At 58.0% G+C, this 25,582-nt stretch carries 21 protein-coding genes and 1 tRNA gene; 4 read left to right on the forward strand and 18 right to left on the reverse strand.

The features are described from left to right. Positions 1 to 360 precede the first annotated feature (360 nt). Positions 361 to 1,515 (forward strand): zinc-ribbon domain-containing protein, encoded by a 1,155-nt coding sequence (locus tag BGLCM_RS01075; RefSeq protein WP_081450396.1) that lies wholly within the window; start codon positions 361 to 363, stop codon positions 1,513 to 1,515. 98 nt (positions 1,516 to 1,613) lie between these two features. Here the strand turns inward: BGLCM_RS01075 and BGLCM_RS01080 are convergent, their stop codons facing one another. The 3 genes from BGLCM_RS01080 to purE form a co-directional block, all read right to left on the reverse strand. Beyond that, on the reverse strand, positions 1,614 to 2,024 hold the full coding sequence (locus BGLCM_RS01080) for a Fur family transcriptional regulator (protein ID WP_006295028.1): 411 nt from the start codon (positions 2,022 to 2,024) through the stop codon (positions 1,614 to 1,616). Between the two features lie 73 nt (positions 2,025 to 2,097). After that, a complete protein-coding gene (gene purK, locus BGLCM_RS01085; protein WP_006295029.1) occupies positions 2,098 to 3,246 on the reverse strand; it encodes a 5-(carboxyamino)imidazole ribonucleotide synthase in 1,149 nt (382 codons plus the stop codon). Further along, complete coding sequence (gene purE / locus BGLCM_RS01090) at positions 3,230 to 3,724, reverse strand: 5-(carboxyamino)imidazole ribonucleotide mutase (protein ID WP_006295030.1); 495 nt, start codon at positions 3,722 to 3,724, stop codon at positions 3,230 to 3,232. The genes purK and purE overlap by 17 nt, the downstream gene beginning before the upstream one ends. Before the next feature lie 303 nt (positions 3,725 to 4,027). Between purE and BGLCM_RS01095 the strand changes: the two genes are divergently transcribed. Next, positions 4,028 to 5,947, forward strand: coding sequence for a 1-deoxy-D-xylulose-5-phosphate synthase (locus BGLCM_RS01095; protein WP_006295032.1), 1,920 nt, complete (start codon positions 4,028 to 4,030; stop codon positions 5,945 to 5,947). A gap of 14 nt (positions 5,948 to 5,961) precedes the next feature. Continuing rightward, positions 5,962 to 6,034 (forward strand) — tRNA-Arg (locus tag BGLCM_RS01100). A 50-nt stretch (positions 6,035 to 6,084) separates the two neighbouring features. Here BGLCM_RS01100 and BGLCM_RS01105 read toward each other — a convergent pair. The 13 genes from BGLCM_RS01105 to BGLCM_RS01165 form a co-directional block, all read right to left on the reverse strand. Further along, positions 6,085 to 7,278 (reverse strand): SLC13 family permease, encoded by a 1,194-nt coding sequence (locus tag BGLCM_RS01105; RefSeq protein WP_006295033.1) that lies wholly within the window; start codon positions 7,276 to 7,278, stop codon positions 6,085 to 6,087. A 169-nt stretch (positions 7,279 to 7,447) separates the two neighbouring features. Beyond that, complete coding sequence (locus BGLCM_RS01110) at positions 7,448 to 8,113, reverse strand: hypothetical protein (RefSeq protein WP_006295034.1); 666 nt, start codon at positions 8,111 to 8,113, stop codon at positions 7,448 to 7,450. Between the two features lie 193 nt (positions 8,114 to 8,306). After that, the gene (gene dnaG / locus BGLCM_RS01115) at positions 8,307 to 10,388 is read right to left on the reverse strand and encodes a DNA primase (RefSeq protein ID WP_006295035.1); all 2,082 of its coding nucleotides are present in this window, start codon (positions 10,386 to 10,388) and stop codon (positions 8,307 to 8,309) included. Positions 10,389 to 10,517: 129 nt separating this feature from the next. Further along, the gene (locus BGLCM_RS01120; RefSeq protein WP_044084451.1) at positions 10,518 to 11,870 is read right to left on the reverse strand and encodes a deoxyguanosinetriphosphate triphosphohydrolase; all 1,353 of its coding nucleotides are present in this window, start codon (positions 11,868 to 11,870) and stop codon (positions 10,518 to 10,520) included. 121 nt (positions 11,871 to 11,991) lie between these two features. Then, positions 11,992 to 13,383: an alanine racemase gene (gene alr / locus BGLCM_RS01125; RefSeq protein WP_044084542.1), complete on the reverse strand. Its 1,392-nt coding sequence runs from the start codon at positions 13,381 to 13,383 to the stop codon at positions 11,992 to 11,994. Positions 13,384 to 13,445: 62 nt separating this feature from the next. Further along, positions 13,446 to 14,051: an N-acetyltransferase gene (locus BGLCM_RS01130; protein ID WP_006295038.1), complete on the reverse strand. Its 606-nt coding sequence runs from the start codon at positions 14,049 to 14,051 to the stop codon at positions 13,446 to 13,448. Further along, a complete protein-coding gene (locus BGLCM_RS01135) occupies positions 14,041 to 14,529 on the reverse strand; it encodes an S-ribosylhomocysteine lyase (protein ID WP_006295039.1) in 489 nt (162 codons plus the stop codon). The genes BGLCM_RS01130 and BGLCM_RS01135 overlap by 11 nt, the downstream gene beginning before the upstream one ends. Positions 14,530 to 14,676: 147 nt before the next feature. Then, positions 14,677 to 16,599, reverse strand: a complete 1,923-nt coding sequence (recQ, locus tag BGLCM_RS01140; protein ID WP_006295040.1) for a DNA helicase RecQ — start codon at positions 16,597 to 16,599, stop codon at positions 14,677 to 14,679. 106 nt (positions 16,600 to 16,705) lie between these two features. Next, complete coding sequence (locus tag BGLCM_RS01145; RefSeq protein ID WP_006295041.1) at positions 16,706 to 17,506, reverse strand: ATP-binding cassette domain-containing protein; 801 nt, start codon at positions 17,504 to 17,506, stop codon at positions 16,706 to 16,708. Beyond that, positions 17,499 to 18,323, reverse strand: a complete 825-nt coding sequence (locus tag BGLCM_RS01150; protein WP_006295042.1) for an ABC transporter ATP-binding protein — start codon at positions 18,321 to 18,323, stop codon at positions 17,499 to 17,501. Before BGLCM_RS01150 ends, BGLCM_RS01145 begins: the two co-directional genes overlap by 8 nt. Next, the gene (locus BGLCM_RS01155) at positions 18,320 to 19,189 is read right to left on the reverse strand and encodes an ABC transporter permease (RefSeq protein WP_006295043.1); all 870 of its coding nucleotides are present in this window, start codon (positions 19,187 to 19,189) and stop codon (positions 18,320 to 18,322) included. Before BGLCM_RS01155 ends, BGLCM_RS01150 begins: the two co-directional genes overlap by 4 nt. A gap of 78 nt (positions 19,190 to 19,267) precedes the next feature. After that, positions 19,268 to 20,218 carry an ABC transporter permease gene (locus BGLCM_RS01160; protein WP_044084543.1) on the reverse strand — a complete coding sequence of 317 codons (951 nt, stop codon included), beginning with the start codon at positions 20,216 to 20,218 and terminating at the stop codon, positions 19,268 to 19,270. Positions 20,219 to 20,236: 18 nt separating this feature from the next. Next, on the reverse strand, positions 20,237 to 21,940 hold the full coding sequence (locus BGLCM_RS01165) for an ABC transporter substrate-binding protein (protein ID WP_044084454.1): 1,704 nt from the start codon (positions 21,938 to 21,940) through the stop codon (positions 20,237 to 20,239). 337 nt (positions 21,941 to 22,277) lie between these two features. Here BGLCM_RS01165 and BGLCM_RS01170 point away from each other — a divergent pair, with 337 nt between their 5' ends. After that, a complete protein-coding gene (locus BGLCM_RS01170; RefSeq protein ID WP_148401454.1) occupies positions 22,278 to 23,042 on the forward strand; it encodes a type III pantothenate kinase in 765 nt (254 codons plus the stop codon). A gap of 243 nt (positions 23,043 to 23,285) precedes the next feature. Here BGLCM_RS01170 and BGLCM_RS01175 read toward each other — a convergent pair whose 3' ends face one another. After that, a complete protein-coding gene (locus BGLCM_RS01175; protein ID WP_044084455.1) occupies positions 23,286 to 24,713 on the reverse strand; it encodes an ABC transporter substrate-binding protein in 1,428 nt (475 codons plus the stop codon). 104 nt (positions 24,714 to 24,817) lie between these two features. After that, on the reverse strand, positions 24,818 to 25,582 hold the full coding sequence (locus tag BGLCM_RS01180) for a pseudouridine synthase (protein WP_044084456.1): 765 nt from the start codon (positions 25,580 to 25,582) through the stop codon (positions 24,818 to 24,820).

Raw genomic sequence — 25,582 nt, forward strand, 5'->3', positions numbered from 1 at the left:
CCTGCGCCGATGACCGCTCTCACCATGTGGGCTGCCATGTAATTTGGCCGCCCACATGCAGAGCAATTGTCCCCTCGGCATGGCGAGGTTGGATACTGCTGCCTCAATTATGCATTGGCGCAACAGAACAGGATTATTCATGCGCACATTGAAGACAATAGCGTCCTCTTTGCTTACTGCAACACTACTTGCCGTAGCGGCACCTGCCGCACAAGCCCACACCGTCACCGAATCCGACGAAACACAAGCTGCACAGAGCGCACCATGTGCGTTATGGCATGCTACGACCGGTATGGAGCATCACAAGAACTAGGGAAAGCAACCACTACGGGTCCGTTGATTTTTCTACAATGAAAAATTATGAGCAGAGGACCACAGTTTTGTACGCAATGCGGCCAACCCGTCGAGGAAAACGCCCGGTTTTGCACAACATGCGGTGCTCGGCTCACCTATGACCACACTGTGGTAGCGCAAGCCTCATCCAATGAGCCGTATCCACCTGCTGATTGGCAAACCCAAACTGCACCGCCATCGACGCAGCCGTCATCGGTTCCCTCGTCATCGTTCCAACCGACAGCACCTTCGCCCGGTGCCAGCAAGCGCCTGCCTACGCGCATCATTGCTGTCATTATCGTGGCGGCGCTCGTAATCGTCGGCGCCATCGTTTGGGCTGTGGTGCAAACCACGCAAGCCCGCAAACATACGGAACAAATGACGGCTTGCACCACGGCGCTGCAGACGTATACGCAAACTTATAATGACAACGAGTCGCTGGTCAGCAAAGTCAATGACCTGCTCAATACCAAGTCGGCAGACAGCGCGCCCCAAGCATTTGCAGCGTTGCAATCCTCACTGGATTCCTACAATGATTCCGTGGCCGTGCCCACAAGTTTCCAATGCCTCGCCGACGAAACTACCGCACAATTGAGTCAGACTGCGTGCACACTTGACAATGAGCGTACGGTGCTCAACAACGCCCACGAGCAGTTGCAATCCGCATACACCACAGCAAAAAGCGCATACGACGACACCAAGAAGCAAGCCCGTGCCGAACGTCAAGAAGCCGAAGAGCAAGCGCGGCACAAAGAACAAGAAGAGGCTGCCCGCAACGCCAAACCATCGTCCACGACTACCACATACCGCAATACGAGCGACGGATATTCCATCGCCATTCCTGATGATTGTTCATGGGGAGTAGAAGATGCTGGCCTTATGTCATTCACAAACAGTGACCATGACGTGCTGATTACCGTGTCGGCCCGTACCACGCCACAGTCGCCCAAAGATATCTTGCATACATTGCAAGCGACCCACGCGGTGACATATTCGTATCTTGGGGACGACATTGCTGTCGCTTCCTGGAATGACGGCAATGACTGCGTGTATGAACGCACGCTGGTTCACAAGGGCACGGTCTACACGTGCATATTCCGTTATCCTCAAGACGAGTCGGAGTACGGCAGCGCTCTTGTTGATCAGGTGGCTCCCACCTTCAATTACGATGGCCGCAAGTAGTGCAACGGCCATATAAACAATAAACATATAAAGAAGTGCGCGCCACATGCATCCCTCACATGGCACGCACCCGTCACATGGCCGCCACAGTATCGTGGTTATGCAGCATTGGCTGCGTTGCCGCCACCATGCTGCTGGCATTCAGGGCATAGCCCGAACACTTCCAGCGTATGCGACTCGACTGTGTATCCCGTGCGTTGCGCAATCGTTTGCAGCCACGCTTCACTCGGCGGTTCAATCTGCACGGTGCGACCGCACCTCGTGCAAATGATGTGATGATGGTGTTCCTCACTTTGACATAGCCGGAACAGCTGTTCACCAGCCAATTGCACACTGTCCACATCCCCCGATTCCACGAGGTCATTGAGTTGGCGATACACCGTGGCCAGTCCGATTGTCTGACCAGCCTCCACGAGCTGGTCATGCAATTCCTGCGCCGAAATGAACCGGCTGTTGCCCTGCAGCTGTTGCACAATCGCATCACGCTGCTTCGTGCGCCGTACTACCATTCGCATTCCTCCGCCATATGACGCCGTTCACTGCCGCAGCCGCACACCGTCGTTCACCGGCAACGCTGCGGGGCTACTGCCAAATGCCCGTGTTGTCCAACTCGTGCGCTGCAGTCTGTGGATTATCACACAGCACAGTGACATGGCCCATCTTGCGGTTCGTGCGACCTTCAGCCTTGCCATAGTCGTGCACATGCCATTGCGGTTGTTCGGCCGCAGCCTGTTGCACACCTTCCACATGCTGGCCCAGCACATTGACCATTACGGCCGGCCGCAGCAACTCAGGCTGTGCCAACGGCCAGCCCGCAATGCCGCGCACATGCGTGTCAAACTGATCAAACGAGCAGGCTTCAATCGTGTAATGGCCTGAATTATGCGGCCGCGGTGCCAGCTCATTGACGAGCACACGACCATCCGGAGTCACAAACAGTTCAATCGCCAACGTTCCAGCCAACTGGAATCCTTCGGCCAACGCGAGCGCCAACCGTTCGGCTTGGGCCGCCACGGCTTCATCCACTTGGGCTGGAGCCAAGGTCATATGCAAAATATTGTTGCGATGAATATTGCGCACAATCGGGAACGTCACATAACGTTCGCCATTGCCCGACACGAGCACTGACGCTTCGAATGCGAAATCCACGAATCCTTCAAGAATCGCTTGCGGGAACTCGTCATCCGCCCATACCTGCGCCAAATCATCAGGTCCGCGCAACACGATCTGGCCGTGGCCGTCATAGCCGCCCTCGGCCGTTTTCAATACGGCCGGATATCCGAGTTCGGCGAGCGCTTCGTCGAGTTGCGCCCGGTTGTTTACGGCACGCCAGGGTGCCGTCTCAATACCGTGTTCGTTGATGAACGTTTTTTCGGCGATGCGGTTCTGGGTTACCCTGAGCAGGTCCGTGCCTTGTGGGATCGCCACGATGTCGCGTACGGCGTCGAGAGCGTCGGCGTCGACGTTTTCAAATTCGTAGGTCAGCACGTCGCTGCGTTCGGCCAGTTCGCGGATTGCGGCATGGTCGTCGTAGTCGGCGGTGACTTGGAAATCGGCGACTTGTGCGGCTGGGCAGTTCGGTGTGGGGTCGAGCACACCCACGTTCAGTCCCATGTAGCGTGCCGACAGCGCCATCATGCGGCCCAGTTGTCCGCCGCCGACGATGCCGATCACGGCGCCTGGTTGCAGCATGGTCACTGCGCCGTTCGTTTCTTCAGACAAGCTCGGCATTCGATTCATCCACTTTCCGCTTGAGTTCTTCACGATATGCGTCCAGTTGCTGCGCGAGTGCCGTGTCCGTCATGCTCAGCATGCTGACGGCCAGCAGGCCCGCGTTTGTTGCGCCCGACTTGCCGATCGCTGTGGTCGCTACGGGAATGCCGCCTGGCATTTGCACAATCGACAGCAGCGAGTCGAGTCCCGATAATGCTCGCGATTGTACGGGCACGCCAATCACGGGCAGTGTGGTTTGGGCGGCGACCATGCCTGGCAGATGGGCGGCGCCACCGGCTCCCGCAATGATTACTTTGATGCCGGCTTGGCGTGCACCGTGGGCGAATTCGGCCATCAGTTCCGGCGTGCGGTGCGCTGAGACCACTTGTTTCATATAGGGCACGCCGAATTGGTCGAGCATCGCGCATGCGTGCTTCATCGTTTCCCAGTCACTTGCGGATCCCATGATCACCGCGACTTCGGGCTTGGCCTCCATGTACGTACCTCCGTAGGTGGGTGTGCTTCAACCGTCCCCACCCTACCGCACAACCGCTCGTCATCCGCCTGCTTGTCCACCATCACCCACTGTCAACCCGCGTTTCTTTTTATTGGTTTCCGTGGCCGCCACAGATTGCGCCACTATCTTTCCAGTCTCCGCGATACGGCCGGCCATGGCACATGCCCATCGCCTTGACCACACGAGTTTCAGTTGCGAATACCAAGGTGGTGCCCGTGCGCTAGACTCGATACGCACGTTTGGTGTGGGATTGCCTGAAGAGTATAAGGATTGTGACTGTCGATGACCGTTGATCTGCTGGGAACGTTGCGTTTGCCTGATGAGGTGCGGATGCTTGACGCTGATCAACTGGAACAACTGTGTGCACAAATCCGATTGGCCTTGGTGCGTTATGGCAAACAGCATGGCGGCCATATCGGCTCAAATCTTGGGTTGGTGGAAGCGTGTGTGGCGTTGCATGCCGTGTTCGACTCCCCTCGCGACCGCATCGTGTTTGATGTGTCCCATCAAAGTTATGTGCACAAGATATTGACGGGCCGTGCCAGTGCATTTGTCAATGAGGAGCAATTCGACACGGTGACAGGCTTTACGAATCCGCAAGAATCCGAACATGACCAGTTTGTGCTTGGTCACACGGGAACGGCCGTGTCACTGGCTACGGGGTTGGCCAAAATGCGTGACATGAACCATGACGACTACCATGTGGTCGCTGTGCTCGGTGATGGCGCGTTGAGTTCAGCTGTGGCGTTTGAAGGGTTGAACAATGCGGCTGAGCAGGGCGGCAACATCATCATCGTATTCAATGACAACGAGATGAGCATTGCTGAAAACCATGGCGGCATGTATGGCCAACTGGCGCGTTTGCGTGAGTCGCAGGGCACGGCACAACCGAACCTGTTCGAGGCGTTGGGCCTCGATTACCGTTATGTGGAGCATGGCAACGATGTGCACGCGATGATCCAAGCGTTGCGCGAGGTCAAAGATACCGACCATCCCGTGGTATTGCATATTCATACATGCAAAGGCTTGGGGCTGGATCAGCAGGATGCTCATTATGGCGTGCTCGAAGGCCGTTGCGAAGCGAATCATTGGCAAAACCCGCTGGCGCAAGCCAATGCGCCGTTGGGCTCACGCAAAACCTATGGCCGCGCGATCATGGCCATGCTGGAACAGCGTTTCGACGAGGAACCCGGTCTCATGGTCATTTCCCCGGCCACTCCAGGTTCCAATGGCATCACACGTGAATTCCGTGAGCGCGCGGGCGCACATTACATTGATACGGGCATCACCGAAGAGCATGCTGTCACATTCGCTTCAGGCGTTGGCAAAGCCGGAGGCCGGCCTGTGGTGGCCACTTCGGCCACGTTCTTCCAGCGCACGGTCGACCAGTTGCAGCAGGAGGTTGCGCTCAACCATACGCCTGTGACGCTGCTCGAGTTTTCGGGTGGATTGTCTGACGCCGACAACACGCATTCCGGCGCGTTTGACATTGCGATGTTTGGCAATATTCCCGGATTGCTCGGGTTGGCGCCCACGAGTGGCGAACAGTTGTTGGCCATGGTGGATTGGGCCACAAGCCAAGCCAACGATGGTCCCGTGATGATTCGCGTGCCCGGTCCGCAGATTCTTGACGCTGACCGCGCTCAGGGATTGTTTGTCAGTGGTGAACCGGAACGCGAAGGCCTGCAGTATGCGAGAAACCACACGTTGGGGCGTGATGGCGATGAGGCGGGTGCGGAAATAACAATAGTCCCGCAGGATTTCCGTACCTCCCGCGTAATCAAGCAGGGTCGCGGCGTGGCCGTGCTGGCGTTGGGCAACACGATGCCGCTGGGACGTGACGTGGTGGACATGCTGGCGGCAGATGACGCCAACGCGATTGAAGCGACGCTGGTGGACCCCGTCATGTTTTCCGACGTGGATGAAACGTTGTTGCGCCAGCTTGCGCACGATCACAGCGTGGTCGTCACGCTCGAGGACGCGCAGCTGGAAGGCGGCTGGGGCGCCAAAGTGACGCGGTTCTACGAGCAGTTGGCTGAACAAACCGGCACACAGGTGCGCGTGGTCAACGTGGGAGCCGAACGCGAGTTCACGGACCGCGTTGCGCTGTGCGAACTGAACGAACGATATGGTTTGACAACCCCCGCGATCGTTCATACAATTCGTAACGTTGCCATGCAGACAGGTCTGCAAGCCTGCTGAATCAACAATTCTTTGCCTCCGTAGCTCAATGGATAGAGCAACAGCCTTCTAATCTGTCGGTTGCCGGTTCGAGTCCGGCCGGGGGCACTTTACTGCTCAAGTATGGCCGAACCAGTGTGCGGCCACGGAGTGCGCCACTACTCGATGAAGACCGAAAGGCCGACGAGCACAATCAGAAACGCGAAGCTGACAGCCGTGTAGGCACCCAGATATTTGGCCTTTTTGGTGGGGAACTTCTTCGTCACGTACTTGTAGGTGATCAGGGACGCCATCGACGCGATGATTGTACCCATGCCACCCAAGTTCGTACCAATAATCAACGGTACCCACTTGTCACAGAAGCCGGAGAGCAACAGCGTGGTCGGTACGTTGGAAATGAACTGGCTGAAGATGACGGACACGCCCAACGGATGCTGCCCCACAAACTCCTGAGCCAGCACGGTGAATTCAGGCACACGCTTCATGTTGCCAATGAAAATAAAGAACATGATAAACGTGAGCGGCAACGCCCAGTCAACATGGCGGAACGCACGCCGGTCTGTGAACACGAACGTACCGAATGTGACAACGACCATGACCCAGAGCGGAATCAAATCACTGACCGTCAGCACGCAGACAATGAACAAAGCCAAGTACACCCAGGAACGCCATCCGCCATGCGCCGAACCATAGCCCGTGACACGAATCTCATCCGGCCGCGTCGCATCATCGGAAGGAGCGAGCACGCCTTTTTCAATGCCTTCGCTATCGAGCCCGCGGAATTCGGACACGGGTTTCTTGCCAAATACGAACCAGCTGATCGCCACGAGCAACACGGCGGCAAGACCCGAATAGGGAGCCATGATTTCAAGGAAGCGCCAAGTCGACATGCCGGTAAGCGCCTTAAGATACAGGTTGTGCGCATTACCAATAGGCGTGAGCATCGAACCGCAGTTCGCGGCTACGGTCAGCAACGAACACACGAGAATCGATTTGCTTTCCATATGCGCCATCGTCAACACAGCCAGGGCGAACGGCACAAACGTCACCAGCGCCACGTCGTTCGTAATGAACATGGCTGAAACGAACGTCAAGCCCAACAAGGTGATGACCAGGCCTCGCGCCGTGGACACGCGGCGCAACAGTTTGGAACCGATGATGCGGAACACGCCAATGCGCTGCAATCCCACCACGACGAGCATCAAACAGCACAACTGGGCGATGGTGCTGACATGCACATAGCTCCAATACTGGCCGTCGGGCGGTACGATGAAGCACGATACCAACGCCAAGATCGTAGCGACAATGAGAATGGTCTCGTTCTTGAGCCAATATTGCAACTGTTGTCGCATCAGTCCTCCGTGCGCGTTGTTCAAACGGGCATAATTCTACTGGAAATCATGCCCTTTTGGGGTTGAGGCGTGGTGAAATGCCGGCCGTTCGGAACATAAACCATCTCTTGTCTTACGAATCATTGGGTTTGCTTCCCGACGTTTGCATATCTCGCCGGAACAAACGCTGTCACATACCACCCAACCTGGCCACCGATTCCACGCGGAACCCCGCAGCGGCACGCGTCTGCCCTTGTGGAATGAAACGCACCGCAATATGCTCGCCCGGCTCATTGACCGGTACTTCAATAGTCGTCGAGGATACTTCGTCAGGCTCGCATTGCACGATGCCATCATTGACTTCGCCACCATCGGCCATCATGTCAATCGTGAAATATCCGGTGCCCACACACACGGCATCGAGCACATAACTGCCCGATTTGAGAGGGCTCAACCACATTGCATCAGTGTTTTGCGAGTTGACGGTTTGCCCCGAATCATTCACTCCCGTCTGCGTCCACCACGAGACTGTGGCCAGAGTGTTGTTCACGTTCTTATGGAACGCATGGGGACGTCCGTTGGCATCAAGGCCAAGCGACGTGTTGACTTTGTTCATGATTGTGCGGTCATGGACGGTCATAGGGGTTGCCGGCACATTGTTTTTAGTGGCATCGTTGAGGTCCGGATGCAACCGTGAGGCATCATCATTGCGAGAGGTATACACATCGGTTTGCATCCCGGCGGCATGGGCTCCCACCTCACCATAGGTCGTGTACAGGGCAAGCAAGACAGCAATGATGGCCATCACCACCATCCATGGGCCCAGATCAGCCCCTTCTCTCTCGTCCTTCACCATCACTGCTCCTCCCGTTCCCACAGTGAAGTGCCGACACACTCATCCCTTCTGACGTTGGCGTCTGAAAGGGTCCCAATCCGCTCCTTTTCCAATAAAAGTGTACGCGCTTAACGAGGGGCAATTCCCCGCTTTACCCCTCGGCTTGTAGGTGACGGAACATCCTCGGCAATCACAAGCGTTACTTAGGCACAGATTAGACCAATGACCCATTTCCATAAATCTGTTCCTTAAGCTGGGCCCGCTTGCGCTCAAGGTCGGCAATCGCACCCAGCATCGCAATCTTGTCGGGTCCTTCAACCATATGCGACATTTGCAGTTTCAGACCGCCAATCTGGCGCATATACCCCAAATCGAGCAGCCTGGCCGTCAACTGCCGTGCAAACGCACGCTCCGCTTCCGTGGCCGGACGCAATTGGATGGCGGAACGGTCAGCGTTGGGGTCAGCGGCGGCCATGTCGGCTTCACTGGCCGGCAACGGCAGATCCTGCACAGCCAGTTCATTGATCACGCCAGCGAGCACAGGGCCTCCGGCCTTGCTCAGCTCATGCAGCCACAGACCTTGCGGCATGGACGGGTCAGGCAGGCCTCCCGCCACCGCAACCGCCTGGAACATCGTGCGGAACACGCTCGTCATGAAACTGTTGATAGTCAGTTCACCAAACTGTTGCGGGTCAATGGCGCGAGGAATTTGCACGAGTGTGGCCATGAACTGTTGCTCGGTCATAAACACGGCGTCATCAACCAGGTAATAGCGTTGGTTGACGGCCGTTTCATGCATCTGCTGACGCCGTGCGGCAGCCATGTCCTGATACGGCCCTTGTGCCATGCCCGCAGCCATCTGGCCGCCATCGGGGAACGGTTTGCGCTCGGGCGCATACACGTCCACATCGCGCACATGCTGGCGACGCCGTTCGGTTTTGACCAGGTCGCGCATCTGGTCCACGGGCACGCCGATACGGCCGGCCGCTTTACGCGTATACATGTCGAGCATCGACTTGTCACGGATCTGCGCAATCAACGGCGCCACAGCATGCATGGCACCGACTTGGCCCGGCGTGTATGACGTGTCGAACCGGCTGATCGCCGTGTTGATCACAAAGTCATAGAGCGGTTCGGCATGCGCCACGAGCGAGCGCAGCGCCTCGTCACCATGTTCAATGCGCAGGTCGCACGGGTCAAGATTGTCTTGTGCCACGGCCACGAATGTTTGCGACAGGAAACGCGCGTCAAGACCGAACGCGTGGATTGCGGCTTTCTGCCCTGCCGCATCACCGTCAAACGTGAACACGATGCGTGAGCTCAACTGTTCGCCGTCCACGCGCATGGGGCCCACGAGGTTCACGGCTCCCATGGAATCGTCACGAATCAGACGGCGTACTATTTTGGCGTGTTCGGCACCGAATGCTGTGCCACAGGTGGCTACGGCCGTGTCGACTCCGGCCAAATGCATGGCCATCACATCGGTGTAGCCTTCCACGACCACGACCTGGCGTTTTTTGACAATCGACGGTTTGGCCAGGTCAATGCCATACAACACTTGGGTTTTGCGATACAACTGCGTGTCTGGCGTGTTGATGTATTTGGCTTGGATCGTGTCGTCGTCGTAGAGTTTGCGCGCGCCAAATCCGAGCGTGCGGCCTGTGGAGTCACGGATTGGCCATGTGACGCGACCACGGAAATAATCATAAATGCCGCGCTGTCCTTGACGGGCCAGACCGGCGTCCAGCATTTCCTGCTGCGTGAACCCTTTGCCAGCCAAGTGACGCACGAGATTGTCCCAGCCGCGCGGCGCATATCCGCAGCCGAACCGCTCACAGTCAGCCTGCGAAAAGTTGCGTCCGCCGAGCATCTTGCGGGCCGGAAGCGCTTCTTCCGTGACCAGTTGGGACGTGAAAAACCGTTGGGCCTCCTCATTGGCCTGCAACAACCGGGCGCGCGTGGAGCCTTGCGTTTCGGGATGTTTCGAACCCGCTTCATAATGCAGTTCAATGCCGTACTTGTCGGCCAGCAGTTCCACAGCTTCACGGAAGTCGATGTTCTCGTGTTCCTGCACGTAGCCGAACACGTCACCGCCACGGCCGCAACCGAAACAATGCCACATGCCCATGACCGGACGCACGTTGAAACTCGGCGTTTTCTCGTCATGGAACGGGCACAGGCCCACGTAGGAGCCCATGCCTGACGGCTTGAGCGTGACCGACGAGGAGACGATGTCGTAAAGATCGGCGCGTGCGCGCACCTGTTCGATATCTGCTTTGCTGATCATGCCGGCCATACCGCACCAGCTTAGTACAGTCCGGCCGTGAGGCGAGTTGCTTGGCTTGACCACGCCGCTGCCGACTCCCCCGACGGCACAGCCGCGGCCGGCAACATGCTGGGACACGCCGTTGCAGCAGTCCACCGGTTACGAGCACAACAGCGTGTGCATCGTCATGGCTGAGCCGTCCGTCAGGCTCGCCACCTGGTCGATGGCCACGCGCAACCGCTGCCCGGCCGTGCGCGCCGCCTGCCAGTCCTCGAGGAACACGGGTTCCAACGCCAAGGATGGTGCGGGCGAGTCGGCCATCATCACGCCGACCAGGTCTTTGACAATCTGCTGTTGGTGGTCGCGTATGGCCACGCTCTGGTAGGGCTCCATCACGTAGTGCACGGCCAGGCCTTTGAGAATCAGGATTTCGTAGCGCGTGCGTTCCGGTACGACGAGCCGCGCCGCATAACGGGCTAGCGGTCCGGGTCCGTGCTGCTCGCGCGTGGCTTGTTCCGTGGAACTGGCGAATCGGCCGATCAGCGTGCTTGTCACGTTTTTCAGTTGTGCCAAGTCACGGCGTGTGCCCGTAAACTCATGGGGGAACGCGCCAAGGCCGTCCAGACGGTCGAACGCGGCATACAGTTTGCCGGGTTCCCACTGCGTGCCGTACCACTGGCGCGTCTGCAACACAATCTCGTCCAATTCATGCGGGTTGCGCAGTGTGGTGGGATCCAACGCGCCCGTGGCCACGGCGTCTTCAAAATCATGCACACTGTAGGCGATGTCGTCCGACAGGTCCATGACTTGGCATTCCATCGGTGTCGCCGTTTCTGAGACGCCTTCCGGCAGTCCCTGCTTGAGCCATGCGAACACGGGTTCGTCGTCCGGATACACGCCGAATTTGGCACTGCGCTCCCCTTTGGGATGCAAAGCCGCTTGAGCGTAGCCCCACGGGTATTTGACAGCCGCATCCAACGCGGCGCGCGTCAAGTTGACTCCGGCGCTGCGTCCCGTAACAGTGATCGTGTCCCCTTCACGATGATCAGGGAAGAACACTTTGGGTTCCAGCCGCGTGAGCACGCGCAACGTTTGCGCGTTGCCTTCAAATCCGCCAATATCGGTGGCCAGTTCGGCGAGCGCCGCCTCCCCGATGTGTCCGAACGGCGGGTGGCCCAGATCGTGGGCCAGGCATGCGCAGTCGACCACGTCGGGGTCGAGGGCGAGCATGCGCGCCATTTGCCGGCCGATTTGCGCGACTTCCAGCGTGTGGGTCAGGCGCGTTCGCGCAAAATCGTCCGTGCCGGCCACGAGTACCTGGCTTTTGGCGCCCAACCTGCGTAACGCTGACGAGTGGATCAGCCGCGCCCGGTCGCGCGCGAATGCTGAGCGTTGCTCGGATTTGGGTCCTTCCGGCGCCCAGCGTGCCACGTCATGCTCGTTGTAGCCCTGTTCAATTTGGCGCGGTGTGGGCCGTTCACTGCTGCGTCGCTGTGCAAAGATTTCGTTCATGCTGATTTCCCCCGCGCCCACTGGAAGCACTCACGTTTGCAAGTGCCTCCCCGTGCATACGCTGGCTGGCGCCTTCGCGGAAGGTCTCCAGCGCATGCACGATGTTCGTTGCTATTGGAGCTTAGATTAGGGCGTTTTGGTCAAGCATGGCAAGGTCATCGGCGTCCAATACGCTCGCCGCGTTGCGGTAGAGCCTGGGCACGCGGTTGCGCAAGCAGGTGAAAATCTCGTAGCTGATCGTGTCCGCGGCTTTCGCCCAGTCGTCGGCTGTGGGTTCGCCGTAGGCTTCGCCACGGCCCGGTCCGAACAGTTGCACAGTGTCACCAATGTCAATGCCAAGTTCCTTCGCATCACCGTGAAGGTCCACAATGAACTGGTCCATGCATACGCGACCCGACACGTGGCGCACTTGCACGCCATCACGTGTCATGAACGCGACCGGACCGCCCTTACGGTCTTCGTGGCGTGAACCGCAGCGGTCGAATCCTGATGCGGAACGGTGGATGCCGTCGGCGTATCCGACGGGAACAATGGCGACTGAGGTGGGTGCGTCGGTCACATAGACACGGCCATAGCTTAATCCGGTGCCTTGTGGCACATGTTTGACGGAACTCAATTGCGCTTGCAACGTCATGGCTGGTGTCAGCCCGTAGTCTTGCGGTGTGCCCATGGCTGGATCTGGTTCATAACCGTAGAGTGCAACGCCTGGGCGTACGAGGTCGTAATGGATTTCAGGGCGGCTCAACGTGGCGGCCGTATTGGCCAGATGGCGGATGCGCGGCTCAATGCCGGCTTCCTGCATATGACGCGTGAACTCTTCAAACCGTGCGACTTGTTCGTCGGTTTCATGCACGAATTCGGGCACGTCAGGCGCGTCGGCCACAGCCAGATGGCTCCACTGCCCGGTGATTTCAAACAGACCGGCATCCTGCAATTGTTTGAGCCGCGGAGCTATGAGGTCAAGCTGGTTGAGTGTGAAGCCGTTGCGTCCAAATCCCGTGTCGACTTTGACATGCACATGCGCCACAATCGGATCTGCGCCGCGTACGAACCGTTGTACGGCTTCGGCCGCTTTGGCGAGCTGTTCCACCGCATCCGGTGTGCCGACCGACACATCAATGTGCTGGCGCAGCAGCTCATCGTATGGCACTTCATACGGGTCGTTGACCCAGGTCAGGATGCGTGCACGTTCAGGACCGATGCCGGCACGGCGCAGTTCCAACGCTTCATGGGCTTGAGCCGTGCCGAGCCACGTGGCTCCTCCGGCCAATGCGGCGAGCGCGGCAGGAACCAGACCATGGCCATAGGCGTCGGCTTTGACGACACCCATCACCTCGGTACGATGCGGTTTGGCGGGGTCGGCGTTGACGATCTCAACGAGATGGCGCATGTTGTCGCGCAATGCGGCCAGGTCAACGATGGCTTGTGCCGGGTATCGGCGGCATGCGCGCTCATAGTTCGCTTGAAGGTTCGGATGGTCGAAGCGGGTCAGGCCCGCGGCGTCTACAGTCATGCCCACCATTGTTGTCCGCTTCAATGACAGGCATGTGACAAACCGGGGGCCTGCCATGCAATTCACCATTCATGACGCTGGTAGGCGATGCGTGTGGCATCATACTCGCGGTCCGACACCTGGATGAGGCCGCAGCGTGCAAAACCCATGGTTTCCAACGTATGTTGCATCGCATGGTTGTTCGGATGCGTGTCGACGCGCACGTTGCCGTGATGCTCCACAACCCAGGCGATTGCGTCACGCGCCGCATGTCGCACCAGCCCTGCGGACGCCACGCGATGGATTGCCACATACGGGTCGTCGTCCAGCCATGCGCCTTCAATGTGCGCATAATCCGGGTCGGGTCCTGGGCACAGTGCGAATTGGGCGAGGATGCGTTCCTGTGGCACGGCATGCGGCATGGTGCCGTCGCTGTCCGCACCATTAGATGCGCTGGAGCCGGCATTATCAATCACATCGTCGACGAACAGCATGACCTGATGATGGCGAATGTCCTGTTCAATCACGTCACGCGTCGGATAGGACATCCCCCATTGTGTGGGATTGCCTCGTGCACTCATCAGTTCACGCGCACGAGCATAGATACGCTGCATGGCATCAATATCGTGGATTGTGGCCAAGCGGAACCGGCGCAAACTGGCTGCCGGCGTTACCGGTTCACACGACATGGCGTTCAAACGGGTCGGAGCTGATGCCCTGGGCCAGAATGTCACGGCACCACTGCTTGGCCGTAAACAGGCTATGGTCGCGGTAATTGCCGCAACTTTCCACTGTGGTGGCCGGCACATCATCCCATGTGGCTTCTTCGGCGATGAACGTCAATGATTCTTTGAGCGCACGCGCCACGTCTTCGGTCGAATGTTCACCCCAGGTCAACAGGTGGAATCCCGTGCGGCATCCGAACGGGGAACAATCGATGTATCCGGGAATACGTTCGCGCAGCAGCACGGCGATCGTGTGCTCAATCGTGTGCAAGCCGCCCGTGGGAATGGCTTGCTCATTGGGTTGGACGAGACGCAAATCGTAATTGGAAATCACATCTCCGTTGGGGCCGGTTTGCGTGTCGATGAACCGCACGTACGGCGCTTTGACTTTCGTGTGGTCGAGCTCAAAACTTTCGGGCATGGGTCGTGCCTGGTCGCTCATCTGATATTCCTTTCCTCAGCTGTTGTGCCAACGTGGAAAACCGTGCCTGTATGCGGGTCGCAATCAATGTAATACGCCATATGCCACACTAGCGCGGCGTGTGCTCGGATGAGTCAGGCGTCCGTGATGGGTGCGACTTGCTGTTGTTCATTGTTCGAACGTGCGAATGGCCTCGAGGAATTCGTCGCCATAGCGTTCCAGTTTGGCCGCGCCCACGCCTGATACCTCAAGCATCGCATCGGGTGAATCAGGACGCCGATGGGCCATGTCATGCAAGGTTTTGTCGGAGAACACGATGTAGGGCGGTTTGCCCAGGCGGCGTGCGATTCGCAACCGCAATTGCCGCAACACTTCAAACAACCCGTCGTCACCGGTTCCTTGAACGCCGAATACAGCCGTATGCTGCGCGGGCATGTGTTCTGGCGCGTTGGCCGAGGGTGCCGCTTTGCGCACCACACGCGTGGTTTTCATCACGTAATGGAAGTCGGGTGCCACGGTTTGCGCGGCTTTGGGGCCAAACATCACAATGGGCAAGCGTCCGTCTGTAATCGTCAAATAGCCGTCGGACGCCATTTGGTTGAGCACGTCACGGATCATGGCTTCGGGCTTGTCGGCCAGCATGGCGAAAGTCGGTAAGCTTTGCGCACCCATCTGCACAATGTCTTGCGCTTGCGAACCGCGCAGGATGCGCACAATTTTGCCAGATCCCACACGTTGGCCCACATCATGCACACACCGGCTGATCGCACGCGCAATGGCGCTCACATCACTACTATGCACATCACCATCACAGTTCACGCAGCCGCCTTGGCATGCCTGCGTACCTTCATCCGCAATGATGCTGTTTTCACCGAAATACGCGGTGATATACCGGTGCAAACAGGTGACCGTACGGCAGTAGCCGATCATCGTGTCGAGCAAATGCCGTTTGGCCGTGTGCACCACATCCATTTCTTCAGCGCTCAAACGTTCATTGTCAGGGCCCGTATCCAGCAGACGACGGCGCGTAACGACGTCACCGTCATTCCACAGCAATGTGCATCGGCTGGGCTCACCATCACGACCCGCTCGACCGGCTTCCTGATAATAAGCCTCGATACTTTCGGGCATGTTGTGGTGGATCACGAACCGCACGTTCGATTTGTCAATGCCCATGCCGAACGCGTTCGTCGCCACAATCACAGGTGTGGCATCGTTGACGAACGCACGCTGTACCTCGTCACGCGCCTGCCCATCCATGCCGCCATGGTATGCGGCGGCCACAGGTTTGCCACTGGTGCTCAAGGCCGCGTTGATTGTGTCAGCCAACTGTTGCGTTTCTTTGCGCGTCGCACAATACACAATGCCTGACTGGTCCGCATGCGTGCGCAAATAGTCAATAATCCAAGCGGCTTTGTCTTTGTTGGCCAATCGCAGCACATCAAAATACAAGTTCGTACGATCAAAACCCGTCACCGTCACATGCGGATCATGAAGCCCCAACAGCCGCACAATATCAGCGCGCACACGCTGCGTGGCCGTAGCTGTCATCGCCGCCACCACAGGACGCGACGGCAACGAAGCGATGAATTCGCCAATGCCCAAATATGACGATCGGAAATCCTGACCCCATTGCGACACGCAATGCGCCTCATCCACAGCGACCAAAGCAATGTCACAACGCGTGGCGAACGCCTGGAACCGACTGGTTTCCAAGCGTTCAGGTGCCACATACAACAGTTTGATCTGGCCTGCCAAGGCTTGCTGGAACACGAGCGCCTGCTCATCGGGCGTCTGTGACGTGTTGATGAACGCCGCGGGAATGCCATTGTCGTTGGCCGCATCCACTTGGTCGCGCATCAACGAAATCAACGGTGAGACCACAATCGTCACACCATGCAACAGCATGGCCGGAATCTGATAGCACACGGATTTGCCAGCGCCCGTAGGCATGACGCCCAACACGTCCTGACCTTGCAACAACGCGGTGATAATGCCCTGCTGGCCTGGACGGAATGACGGGTAACCAAACGTGGTGTGCAACATGCGTTGCGCATCGTCAATCGTCGCATCAGGAATCATCACGCTCATGCCCACCACTGTAGCGTGCGCCCAGCGTCATGAACATACCGTTACAGCAAGCCGTGACGATTTGACCACATATGCGTATGCGCGCTCGCGCCTGCACCATCCGCATTCAGAGTGTGGCGGCCGCAATCAGTTCACGCGTGTACGCATGCTGCGGATTGTGAATCACCTCATCAGTGGGACCTTGCTCCACGATGGCACCATCCACCATCACCACAATGCGGTCAGCCAATTGCTGCACCACGCCCAAATCATGCGACACCATGACGATGGCCATACGCGGATTGCGGGCGCGGGCCGCTTGCAACGCGTCAATAATCTGCAAACGGGCCGCCACATCAATCGCACTCATCGGCTCATCAGCCAACAACACCTCGGGATGTTTAACAATGGCACGTGCAATCGCCGCCCGCTGGGCCTGGCCACCAGACATATCCACAGGGTATCGCCATACGAATTCATCAGGATCCAATGCCACGGTGCGCAATGCTTGCGCCACCGCCTCATCCACAGCAGCATCAGTCACACGATCCGCATCCAAACGATGCAACAGCCGCAACGGTTCAGCCACTGATTTACCCACCGTCCAACGCGGATCAAGCGAATCAAACGGATTTTGGTACACAATGCCCGACTCGGCACGCAACTGGCGCAACGCGTCACGACCAGCCCTACCCAGCACGCTGCGGCCACGATAGCGCACATCCATGCCTGCCACGGACGCATCAGGCTCATCCAAACCGAACACGATGCGCGTCAACGTGGTTTTACCCGACCCTGATTGACCGACCACAGCCACGCATTCACCCTCATGCACACGCACATCCACGCCATGCAACACTTCACTACGATGGCGTCCACGACCATAGGAGCGCACAATCCCCGTCGCTTCCAACACCACATCAGCCATCGATACCGCCCTCCTCGCTACGCACGCGGTCAACTGACGCTTCAGCAGTACCATGCAAGCTCAACGCTTGCGCCGCTTGCACCAGCGAGCGTGTTTGCTCATGCGCAGGATAATCCAACAATGCGCGCGTGGAACCTTGCTCCACCACACGACCCGCATCCAATACGACACACCGCGTCGTCACATGCGCCAACACCGAAAAATCATGCGTAATGAACAACATTGCGGCACCCAAATCATCGACGAGCGACGTCAACAACCGGCAGATTTGCCATTGCGTCGTCGAATCCAACGCCGTCGTCGGCTCATCAGCAATAATCAGCCGTGGAGAGGTAATCAACGCCGTCGCAATGGCCACACGCTGCTGCTGGCCGCCAGACAGCTCACCAGTACTACGGGCAAACACGTCTTGCGGCAGTTCCACCCGTTCGAGCATTGCGCGCACACGGCGCTCGCGGTCCTCACGCGACAACGCATAATGCAACTTCAACGGCAATGCGATTTGCTGGCCCACCGTCAGCACAGGATTCAACGCATTACGCGGATTTTGAAACACCATGCTCATCGTGGAACCACGCAACGCGGCCATCTCATGGTCGTTCAAGTCCACCAGTTCATGTCCCGCCAGTTGTATGGATCCGCTCACTGTGGCGTCCACAGGTAGCAATCCCATGACGGCACGCGAAATCATCGATTTGCCCGAACCTGAGGAACCGATCAGACCAACGCGCGCGCCCGCATCAATCGTCATCGACACGTCGTGAATGATTTGGCGGTTGCCAATCGTGATATTGAGATCGCGGATATCGAGCATCATGCCTCCCGCTCTGGTGCCGCATCGGACGACTGCACCGCATGGCCCAACTGTCGCAACGCCGGATTACGCAATGGATCAATCGCATCACGAAGGTTGTCGCCAAGCAGGTTCAATGCCACCACAAGGATCGTGGCTGTAAGTCCGGGCCAGATGACTGTGGTGGGATGGACCGTAATGAGCGACACGGAAGTAGCAATTGATCGACCCAAACTGGGTGTGCCGGACGGAACACCGATACCCAAATATGTCAAGCCGGCCTCCGCAAGCAGCGCCGTGCCGGCGGACAGTGAGAGCTGCACTATCATGACGGGCATGCAGTTGGGCACGATGTGCGTGAAGAACACACGCACAGCCGACGCGCCGTTCGCGCGCGCCGATTCCACATACGCGCTGCGGGCGGCCAACAAAGCAGCTGGGCGTGCCACACGCGCCAAATTGAGTCCGTAGCCGATACCGCACGCCAGAATCACGCCAATGACCGTGGCACCCAACGGAGCGGCCAGCATCAGCGCGATCAGCATTGTCGGAATCGAAATCAACGCGTCGACCGTCACTATTGAACCTTGCGACAACGCGACCGAACGTGACACCATCAACGACTCAACAAGCAATCCCAAGGCTGCTGTCAGTGCAACAGTCACGATCACGATGAACAGGTCGGTGCCCATGCCGGCGATCAGCCAGCTGAACATGTCAGCTCCCGTGCCATCGGTACCCATGATGTGCGTTAAGCTCGGAGCCGCCCAAACGTTGAAGCCGTCCGTCAAGCCGAGCGGGACCGGAGTCCAAAACAACGACACCAGTGCAATGGCCGTCCACAAGGCCATGACGACCAACGCGAAGCGGCCGGTACCATGCGCCCACATCGTGGCGAGCACCACGCGCCAAACGGCACGCGAACGCCCCGATCCAGGTTGGGACGAGCGAGATAGTTGCATGTCAACTCATCCTTTCAATCTCGGGTCGAGCACACGGTGTGTCACGTCGACTAGCAGGCCGATCACGAGGAAGAACGCAGCCAGCATGAACAACTCCCCTTGCACAGCCAGCAAATCACGATGGCCCACATCGTTGATCAATCCAGTGCCGATGCCGGGCAGCGCGAACAGGTTCTCAATGACCATGACACCCGTGATCATCTCCGCGAACGTCAAACCGATGACTGAAACGAGCTGCGGCAGAGCCAACCGAAGTCCCACATGCAGCACAGCCTGGGTGCGCGTGTATCCGCACGCCATCGCCATGGCGATCACATCGGACTGCATCTGCTCAGCCAAAGCGGAACGCGTGTAGCGCATGATTGACGCGCCCACAATCAAACCGACCGTCAAAGCCGGCAAAATCAGCGACATGAACGCCGCTCCTGGATTGTGCCAAGCGTTGAGCGGGAAACCTTGGCTCGGAAACAGAGGAAGCAGTCCTGAACCTTTGGCGAACAGCACAATGAGCACAAGACCCGCCCATAACGCCGGTACGGCGCCGCCGATTACAGCAATGGTCTGGAATACCGCGCGCACGCGGCGTGACCGCGCCAACACAGCGGCACAACCCAACGGTATGCCTACCACAAGCGCCACCAGCAACCCTAAACCAATCAACGGGAAGGTGATAGCGGCGCGCGTGGCCACAAGTGACGCCACAGGACGGCCTGTAAGTTGGGACGCACCCAGATCGCCATGCAACAGTGACCCTAGCCAGTGCAGGTATTGCATGCCCAGCGGCTCATCAAGACCAAGTTGTGTACGCAACGCCTCCACGCGGGAAGCGGGCGCGTTCACACCGGCCATGACGAGCGCAAGGTCACCGGGAAGCACGCGCAGCAGCAGAAAAATCACGATTGAAATGGCCACGAGTGCCACAAGAAGCGTGATAATGCGGCGTGCAAGAAAGCGGATCATGGGTGCGAGCTCACCTCACTGCTTGGTATAGGTGAAGTCCACCAGCGGCATGAACGACTGGTTCATATTGACTGGGAAACCTTCAACGCCCTTGGCCATGGCCGTGGTAACACGGTAGTTGAACAGCCAGTCGGCGGCCGCATCCTCGGAGATGATGCGAGCGGCCTGCTTGAGCTTGGCTTCGGATTCCTGTTCCGTGGGCGCTGTGCGGGCGTCGTTAATCAGCTGCTGGACTTGCTTGTTGTTGTAGTTGAAGTAATAGTCGGGATTGGCCCAGCTGCCAATGTCATGGCTCTCGTTGTGGTCCACGAGCGAAAGGTCATACTGCTTGTTCGTGTACACCTGCTCAAGCCACGTGGAGAACTCAACTTCCTGCACGTCCAGATCAATGCCGGCTTGCGCCAGCTGCGAGCGCAGCATGTCGCCGATTTCCGAGCCGTAAATGTTCGGGTAGGTCAACGTCAGTTTCAGCGGATGCTGCTCGTTGTAGCCCGCTTCAGCCAGCAACTGCTTGGCTTTGGCCACATCATGCGGGTAGAGCGCGCTCAGGTCCTCGTAGCCGGGGTCAAGTTCGGGAATGGGACCGTAGAGCGGCAGGTCGACGCCACCGCGGGCTGCAATGAGTTCATCATGGTCAATGGCGTAACGGATGGCTTGGCGCACGCGTTTGTCGTTGGTGGCATGGCCGTCGCCATTGTTCATGGCCAATGTGTATTTGTCGGTGTCATCGCCCGGTTGCACGTCATAATGTTCGGGGTCGTCAGCGAATGTTTGCATGACGTTGGGCATGATCGGGGCGAGCAGCGCCACGTCTCCCGACTTCAACGCGTTGACGGCCGCATTGTTGTCGGTGAAATATTTGATGGTGATCTGCTCGGTTTTCGCCTTGTTTTTGCCCCAGTATTCGTCGTTGCGCTTGAGTGTGATTGAGTCGTCGGCCGTGAACTGCTCCACGGTGAACGGGCCTGACCCCAGTGCTTGCGTCTTGGGATCGTAGCTGCCTTCGGCCTCTTCGTCGTAGATCAGGCCGGCACGGCCCGTCAGATTCCACAGCAGGTCGGCGTCAGGCTCCTTGAGTGTGATGATGACTGTGCTGCTGTCGGAAGCGGTAACTGTGTCGACGGCTGAGAGGAATTCCGAGCCGTGATAGCCCTGCTTGATGGCTTCGTTGAGCGACCACACCACATCTTGCGAGTCGAGCGTGTCGCCGTTGGAGAATGTCATGCCGTCGGCCAGTTCGAACGTGTAGGTTTTGCCGTCATCACTGACGTCCCAGCTTTGCGCGATGCCGGGTTGTACGCCGTTGTCGGCGCCGCGGTCGAGCAGGCCTTCGTACACATTGTCAATCAGCACCTGGTCGAGTGCCGATCCGGCCGTGTTGCGGATGTCAAGGTTTGTGGGTGCCAGTTTGACGCCAATTGTTACGTTGGATTCCTTATGGCCGGCTGGCGTGTCATTGGACGAGGTCAGTGTGCGGATTGCCGCGATGCTGCCGATGATGACGGCAAGCACTGCGAGCACCGCCAATATGATGGCCCAGACTGGCGGTTTGTTGCGCGTGGCGGCAGTGGAGGCCGCTTGTAGCGTGGGGTCAAGGCTGCCGGTTGCGCCAGGCATGTTTGACGTGCCATTGGTGGTGGCGTTGGGGTTGTTGGTGGAAGTTGGTGCCTCATGGCCGGTTGCGCCGTGTGGTTCGTGCGCTCCGTTGGAATCGGTCATCGTCTTCTCGCGATCTTTCTTCTGTTGTGTTGTTGGGGCAGACAATGGTGGCTGCAACTCGCGTCGGCCTGTATGGCAACCCAGCCAAGTACCGTATGCGGTCCAACCTGCATCCCCTGCGGGGGTTCATAATCGGCTTACTGCCCGTTGAGTCAGTTGCCATGCGTTATTGTAAAGTCAAGACGATACTTATGGCTAGGGCTCATTCACGCCATATCCATAAGTGTGACCAATGAATGGACTCAAGAAACCGGCGAATGGCTCGGCGAAGCGCCCGGTTGAACGGCGGCATAGGCTAAGAAGCCATGCCAGCGGCAGGCACCCGGCAGGAGGCATGATGATTATTGCGATGGATATCGGCAACACGAATATTCTGTGGGGTTTCCTTGAGGGCGACACCATCACAGGACGCTATCGCATCGCTACCAAAACCGCCCATACGGCTGATGAATACGGATTGATGCTTCGCCAATTCCTGGCCATGAGCGGCTACCACATGTCTGATGTGGAAGATGTGATCATAGCTTCCGTGGTGCCCAAAGTGCAGCAGACGATGATAACGATGCTCGTCAAGTATCTTGATATTGATCCGATGGTTGGGGGGCCGGGCATCCGTACGGGCATCAATGTGCGCATTGATGAACCCAAAACGTTGGGAGCTGATTGTCTTGTGGATTGCGTGGGCGCTTACTATGAGCATGGTGGCCCGCTGCTCGTGCTTGATTTGGGTACGGCCACGACGTTCAATTATGTGACGGCTGACGCCACGATCACTTGCGGTCTGATCATGGCCGGTATTCGCGCGCAGGCCCAAGCCATGTCAAGTTCCACCGCGGCATTGCCGGAAATCGAGATTGCACAACCCAAGTCCGTGCTGGCCCGCAACACGAGGGACGCCATGCAGGCTGGTGCCTACTACAGTTTCATTGGCGGCGTTGAGTACACGATCACGCAGTTCCGCCGCGAAATCGACGAGGATTTCAAGGTCATTGCCACAGGTGGCATGTGCCATATCCTCGAACAAGGCACCACAATGATCGACATCGTCGACCCCGACCTGATTCTCAAAGGCCTACGCACCATCTACCGCAAAAACAGTTGATTGCCATACCGCTGCGCTCGTCTGCTAACGGTGCCAGACCAATCGCAGCCCGTGCATCCAACGCGTCATGGGGTCTGCGCTGACAGGACCTATGACAGTTTTGACGCGTGGGCTGCAAGCGTGGTGCGGGGCCTCCTTGTTATGCAAGGATTCACAAGCAAAGCAACCCTACAGCATAATTCCGCTATGGCACAGTGCAGCGTTATTGCCTGAGATTGCACCCAGTGCGCCCATGGCATGGGTTTAATTGTCGGTGACGGTGAAACCTTGGTTGATGCCGTATTCGCGTAGGTTTTGTTGCCACTGCGACAAGCCGTCTTCAATCGTGACCATGAGGCCTGGGGATTGGGGATTGCGTGCGTTCCCGGTTTTTCCAGCGAGCATACGCTGATATTCCATGCGATAACGTTGCCAATTATTGGCCCACGTATACGCTTTGCCCACCGTAGAGCGGAAGTCGGAACGGGCATACACTTCAAACGGCAAGTACTGGTACTGCGTGGACACATGTTTGGCCGCTTCCGACAGCACACGATTGAACTGTTGTCCGCCAAAATACGGCACTTGCACTCCGTGACTGTCGGTCACGGTGGTGCGCGAAAGAAACTCTGGACTGTCCAACGTGGCCACATCGGCCGGGAATGCACCGCCTTTGACACGCGTATCAATACCCGTGCGCGAATGACATACGTAGTCAATGAACCGCCATGACGCATCGGGTTTGCGGCTCGATGTCAACACCGACAACGCCGATCCGCCATTCTCCGCGTTTGTAGCGTTGCCATTTGGTGTGGGCATTGACGCTACACGCCACAATCCGGCCGTGCCGGGCACGTCGGCAAGCAGCAATGACGGCATCCAAGCTCCGGCGAACACCGATGCGATGGTGCCATCCCCCACGGCTTTCTTCCACGCATCCGACCACATCGTGGTAGACGTGTCAATCAGGTCCTCGTCAACCATGCGCTGCCAGAATCGTGCGAACTCTTGCGTTCCCGCATCGCCAAGCAAATCAATGCCAACGTCATGCCCATCACGCGACGTGGTGAACGGTTTTCCACCCGCCAACCAGACCATCGCATCGAAGAAACTGGCCTCCCCCGCATCTGACGTGATATTCACACCGATTGTTTTCAGCTTGCGTGCCGCATCATAGTAATCCTGCCAGGTGCGAATCTTGCTTGCGTCCACACCGGCTTGTTTGAACACGGTGTCATTGTAGAAAAACGCCATGGGACCCGAATCCATCGGCAGCCCGTACACGTTGCCATCCATGCCCACGGAAGCCCATGATCCTGGCGTATAGAACGCTTCGTATCCATCGGTTCGCGTGGTCAGATTGCGAATCTGTCCGGAGACGGCATACTGCGGCAGCGCGAAATACTCGAGCTGCATGATGTCGGGCATGCCATAGCCATCCTGAATCGCCGAATTCAGCTCCTCGTAGCGCGCATTGGTCACCAACGTGATATGCACGTCCGGATTGTCGTGTTCAAAACCTTTGACCAGCTGGGGCATGCTGGGTTCCCACGACCACACGGTCAGTTGCGTGCGGCCATACGAACGCGCACTACCGCAGCCCGCTGTCAACGCCACCAGCGCCAGCACGCTCAGGCATGCGAGCAGAGCCGTCCATGCCCGGCTGACACGAGTACGCATGATGCTGGTCATTGCGGCTCCTTTCTCGTCAAGTCTCATCAAGCTGTTGTTCCAGTGTAAATTTGGTGGCCGCCCTTACCGTGTGTCGCGACGAGTTCGGCAGAAACGCAACGGTTTCAGGTGCGGTTGGCCAAGAGCGGTTGCTCGGAAATGAACATTTTTGTCTCACCGGAAACGGGGTCAACGAACTGTAATTCGCGCGCGACCAAAGCCAGCGGACGTGAGAAATCATCGTAAGGCACGTCCAGTACGCGCGGATACCACGGATCGTTGAGCATCGGCAACCCCAAACTGTTCATATGCACGCGCAGTTGGTGTGTCTTTCCCGTGCACGGATGCAACCGGTACCGGGCTACGGCGCGGCCATCCGCAACGGTGATACCGGGCGCAAGTTCCTCGCGTTCAATCAACGTCACTGCGTTGACTTGCCCACGCTGCTCGCGCGCTTGCAGCACACCGCGCATTTTGACGATGCGCGAGCGCCGTTCGAGCGGGAACGACCGCGGCGGCTCCAACGCACGCACGGTGCCTGTAGGCGGACGGCGTGCCGGTTTGAGCGGCGCGAGACATTCATATATTTTTGTGGTGCGACGTTGCTCAAACAACGTTTGATACGCCCCACGAAACTGCGGGTCACGCACGAGCACAAGCACGCCGGCTGTCAAGCGGTCAAGCCGATGAGCCAGCGTGACTTGTTCACCAAACTGTTGCCGAGCGCGCATGAGCACGGTCTGCCGATACCACATGCCGCGCGGCATCGACGCAAGAAAATGCGGCTTGTCCACCACGATGATGCGCTCATCCTCGTACAGCACTGGTAGTGTGAACGGAATGTCGGGCTCGTCAGTGACAAACCGGTGGCAGCGAGCGCTGGCAGCCAA

Source organism: Bifidobacterium gallicum DSM 20093 = LMG 11596 (genome assembly GCF_000741205.1).
GTDB lineage: Bacteria > Actinomycetota > Actinomycetes > Actinomycetales > Bifidobacteriaceae > Bifidobacterium > Bifidobacterium gallicum.

Excerpts from the sequence above, each read along its gene's own strand:
- BGLCM_RS01075 (WP_081450396.1), top strand. The coding sequence starts at position 361 with ATGAGCAGAGGACCACAGTTTTGTACGCAATGCGGCCAACCCGTCGAG.
- BGLCM_RS01080 (WP_006295028.1), bottom strand. The coding sequence starts at position 2,024 with ATGGTAGTACGGCGCACGAAGCAGCGTGATGCGATTGTGCAACAGCTG.
- purK (WP_006295029.1), bottom strand. The coding sequence starts at position 3,246 with ATGCCGAGCTTGTCTGAAGAAACGAACGGCGCAGTGACCATGCTGCAA.
- purE (WP_006295030.1), bottom strand. The coding sequence starts at position 3,724 with ATGGAGGCCAAGCCCGAAGTCGCGGTGATCATGGGATCCGCAAGTGAC.
- BGLCM_RS01095 (WP_006295032.1), top strand. The coding sequence starts at position 4,028 with ATGACCGTTGATCTGCTGGGAACGTTGCGTTTGCCTGATGAGGTGCGG.
- BGLCM_RS01105 (WP_006295033.1), bottom strand. The coding sequence starts at position 7,278 with ATGCGACAACAGTTGCAATATTGGCTCAAGAACGAGACCATTCTCATT.
- BGLCM_RS01110 (WP_006295034.1), bottom strand. The coding sequence starts at position 8,113 with ATGGTGAAGGACGAGAGAGAAGGGGCTGATCTGGGCCCATGGATGGTG.
- dnaG (WP_006295035.1), bottom strand. The coding sequence starts at position 10,388 with ATGGCCGGCATGATCAGCAAAGCAGATATCGAACAGGTGCGCGCACGC.
- BGLCM_RS01120 (WP_044084451.1), bottom strand. The coding sequence starts at position 11,870 with ATGAACGAAATCTTTGCACAGCGACGCAGCAGTGAACGGCCCACACCG.
- alr (WP_044084542.1), bottom strand. The coding sequence starts at position 13,383 with ATGACTGTAGACGCCGCGGGCCTGACCCGCTTCGACCATCCGAACCTT.
- BGLCM_RS01130 (WP_006295038.1), bottom strand. The coding sequence starts at position 14,051 with ATGTCGTGTGAACCGGTAACGCCGGCAGCCAGTTTGCGCCGGTTCCGC.
- BGLCM_RS01135 (WP_006295039.1), bottom strand. The coding sequence starts at position 14,529 with ATGAGCGACCAGGCACGACCCATGCCCGAAAGTTTTGAGCTCGACCAC.
- recQ (WP_006295040.1), bottom strand. The coding sequence starts at position 16,599 with ATGAGCGTGATGATTCCTGATGCGACGATTGACGATGCGCAACGCATG.
- BGLCM_RS01145 (WP_006295041.1), bottom strand. The coding sequence starts at position 17,506 with ATGGCTGATGTGGTGTTGGAAGCGACGGGGATTGTGCGCTCCTATGGT.
- BGLCM_RS01150 (WP_006295042.1), bottom strand. The coding sequence starts at position 18,323 with ATGATGCTCGATATCCGCGATCTCAATATCACGATTGGCAACCGCCAA.
- BGLCM_RS01155 (WP_006295043.1), bottom strand. The coding sequence starts at position 19,189 with ATGTGGGCGCATGGTACCGGCCGCTTCGCGTTGGTCGTCATGGCCTTG.
- BGLCM_RS01165 (WP_044084454.1), bottom strand. The coding sequence starts at position 21,940 with ATGACCGATTCCAACGGAGCGCACGAACCACACGGCGCAACCGGCCAT.
- BGLCM_RS01170 (WP_148401454.1), top strand. The coding sequence starts at position 22,278 with ATGATTATTGCGATGGATATCGGCAACACGAATATTCTGTGGGGTTTC.
- BGLCM_RS01175 (WP_044084455.1), bottom strand. The coding sequence starts at position 24,713 with ATGACCAGCATCATGCGTACTCGTGTCAGCCGGGCATGGACGGCTCTG.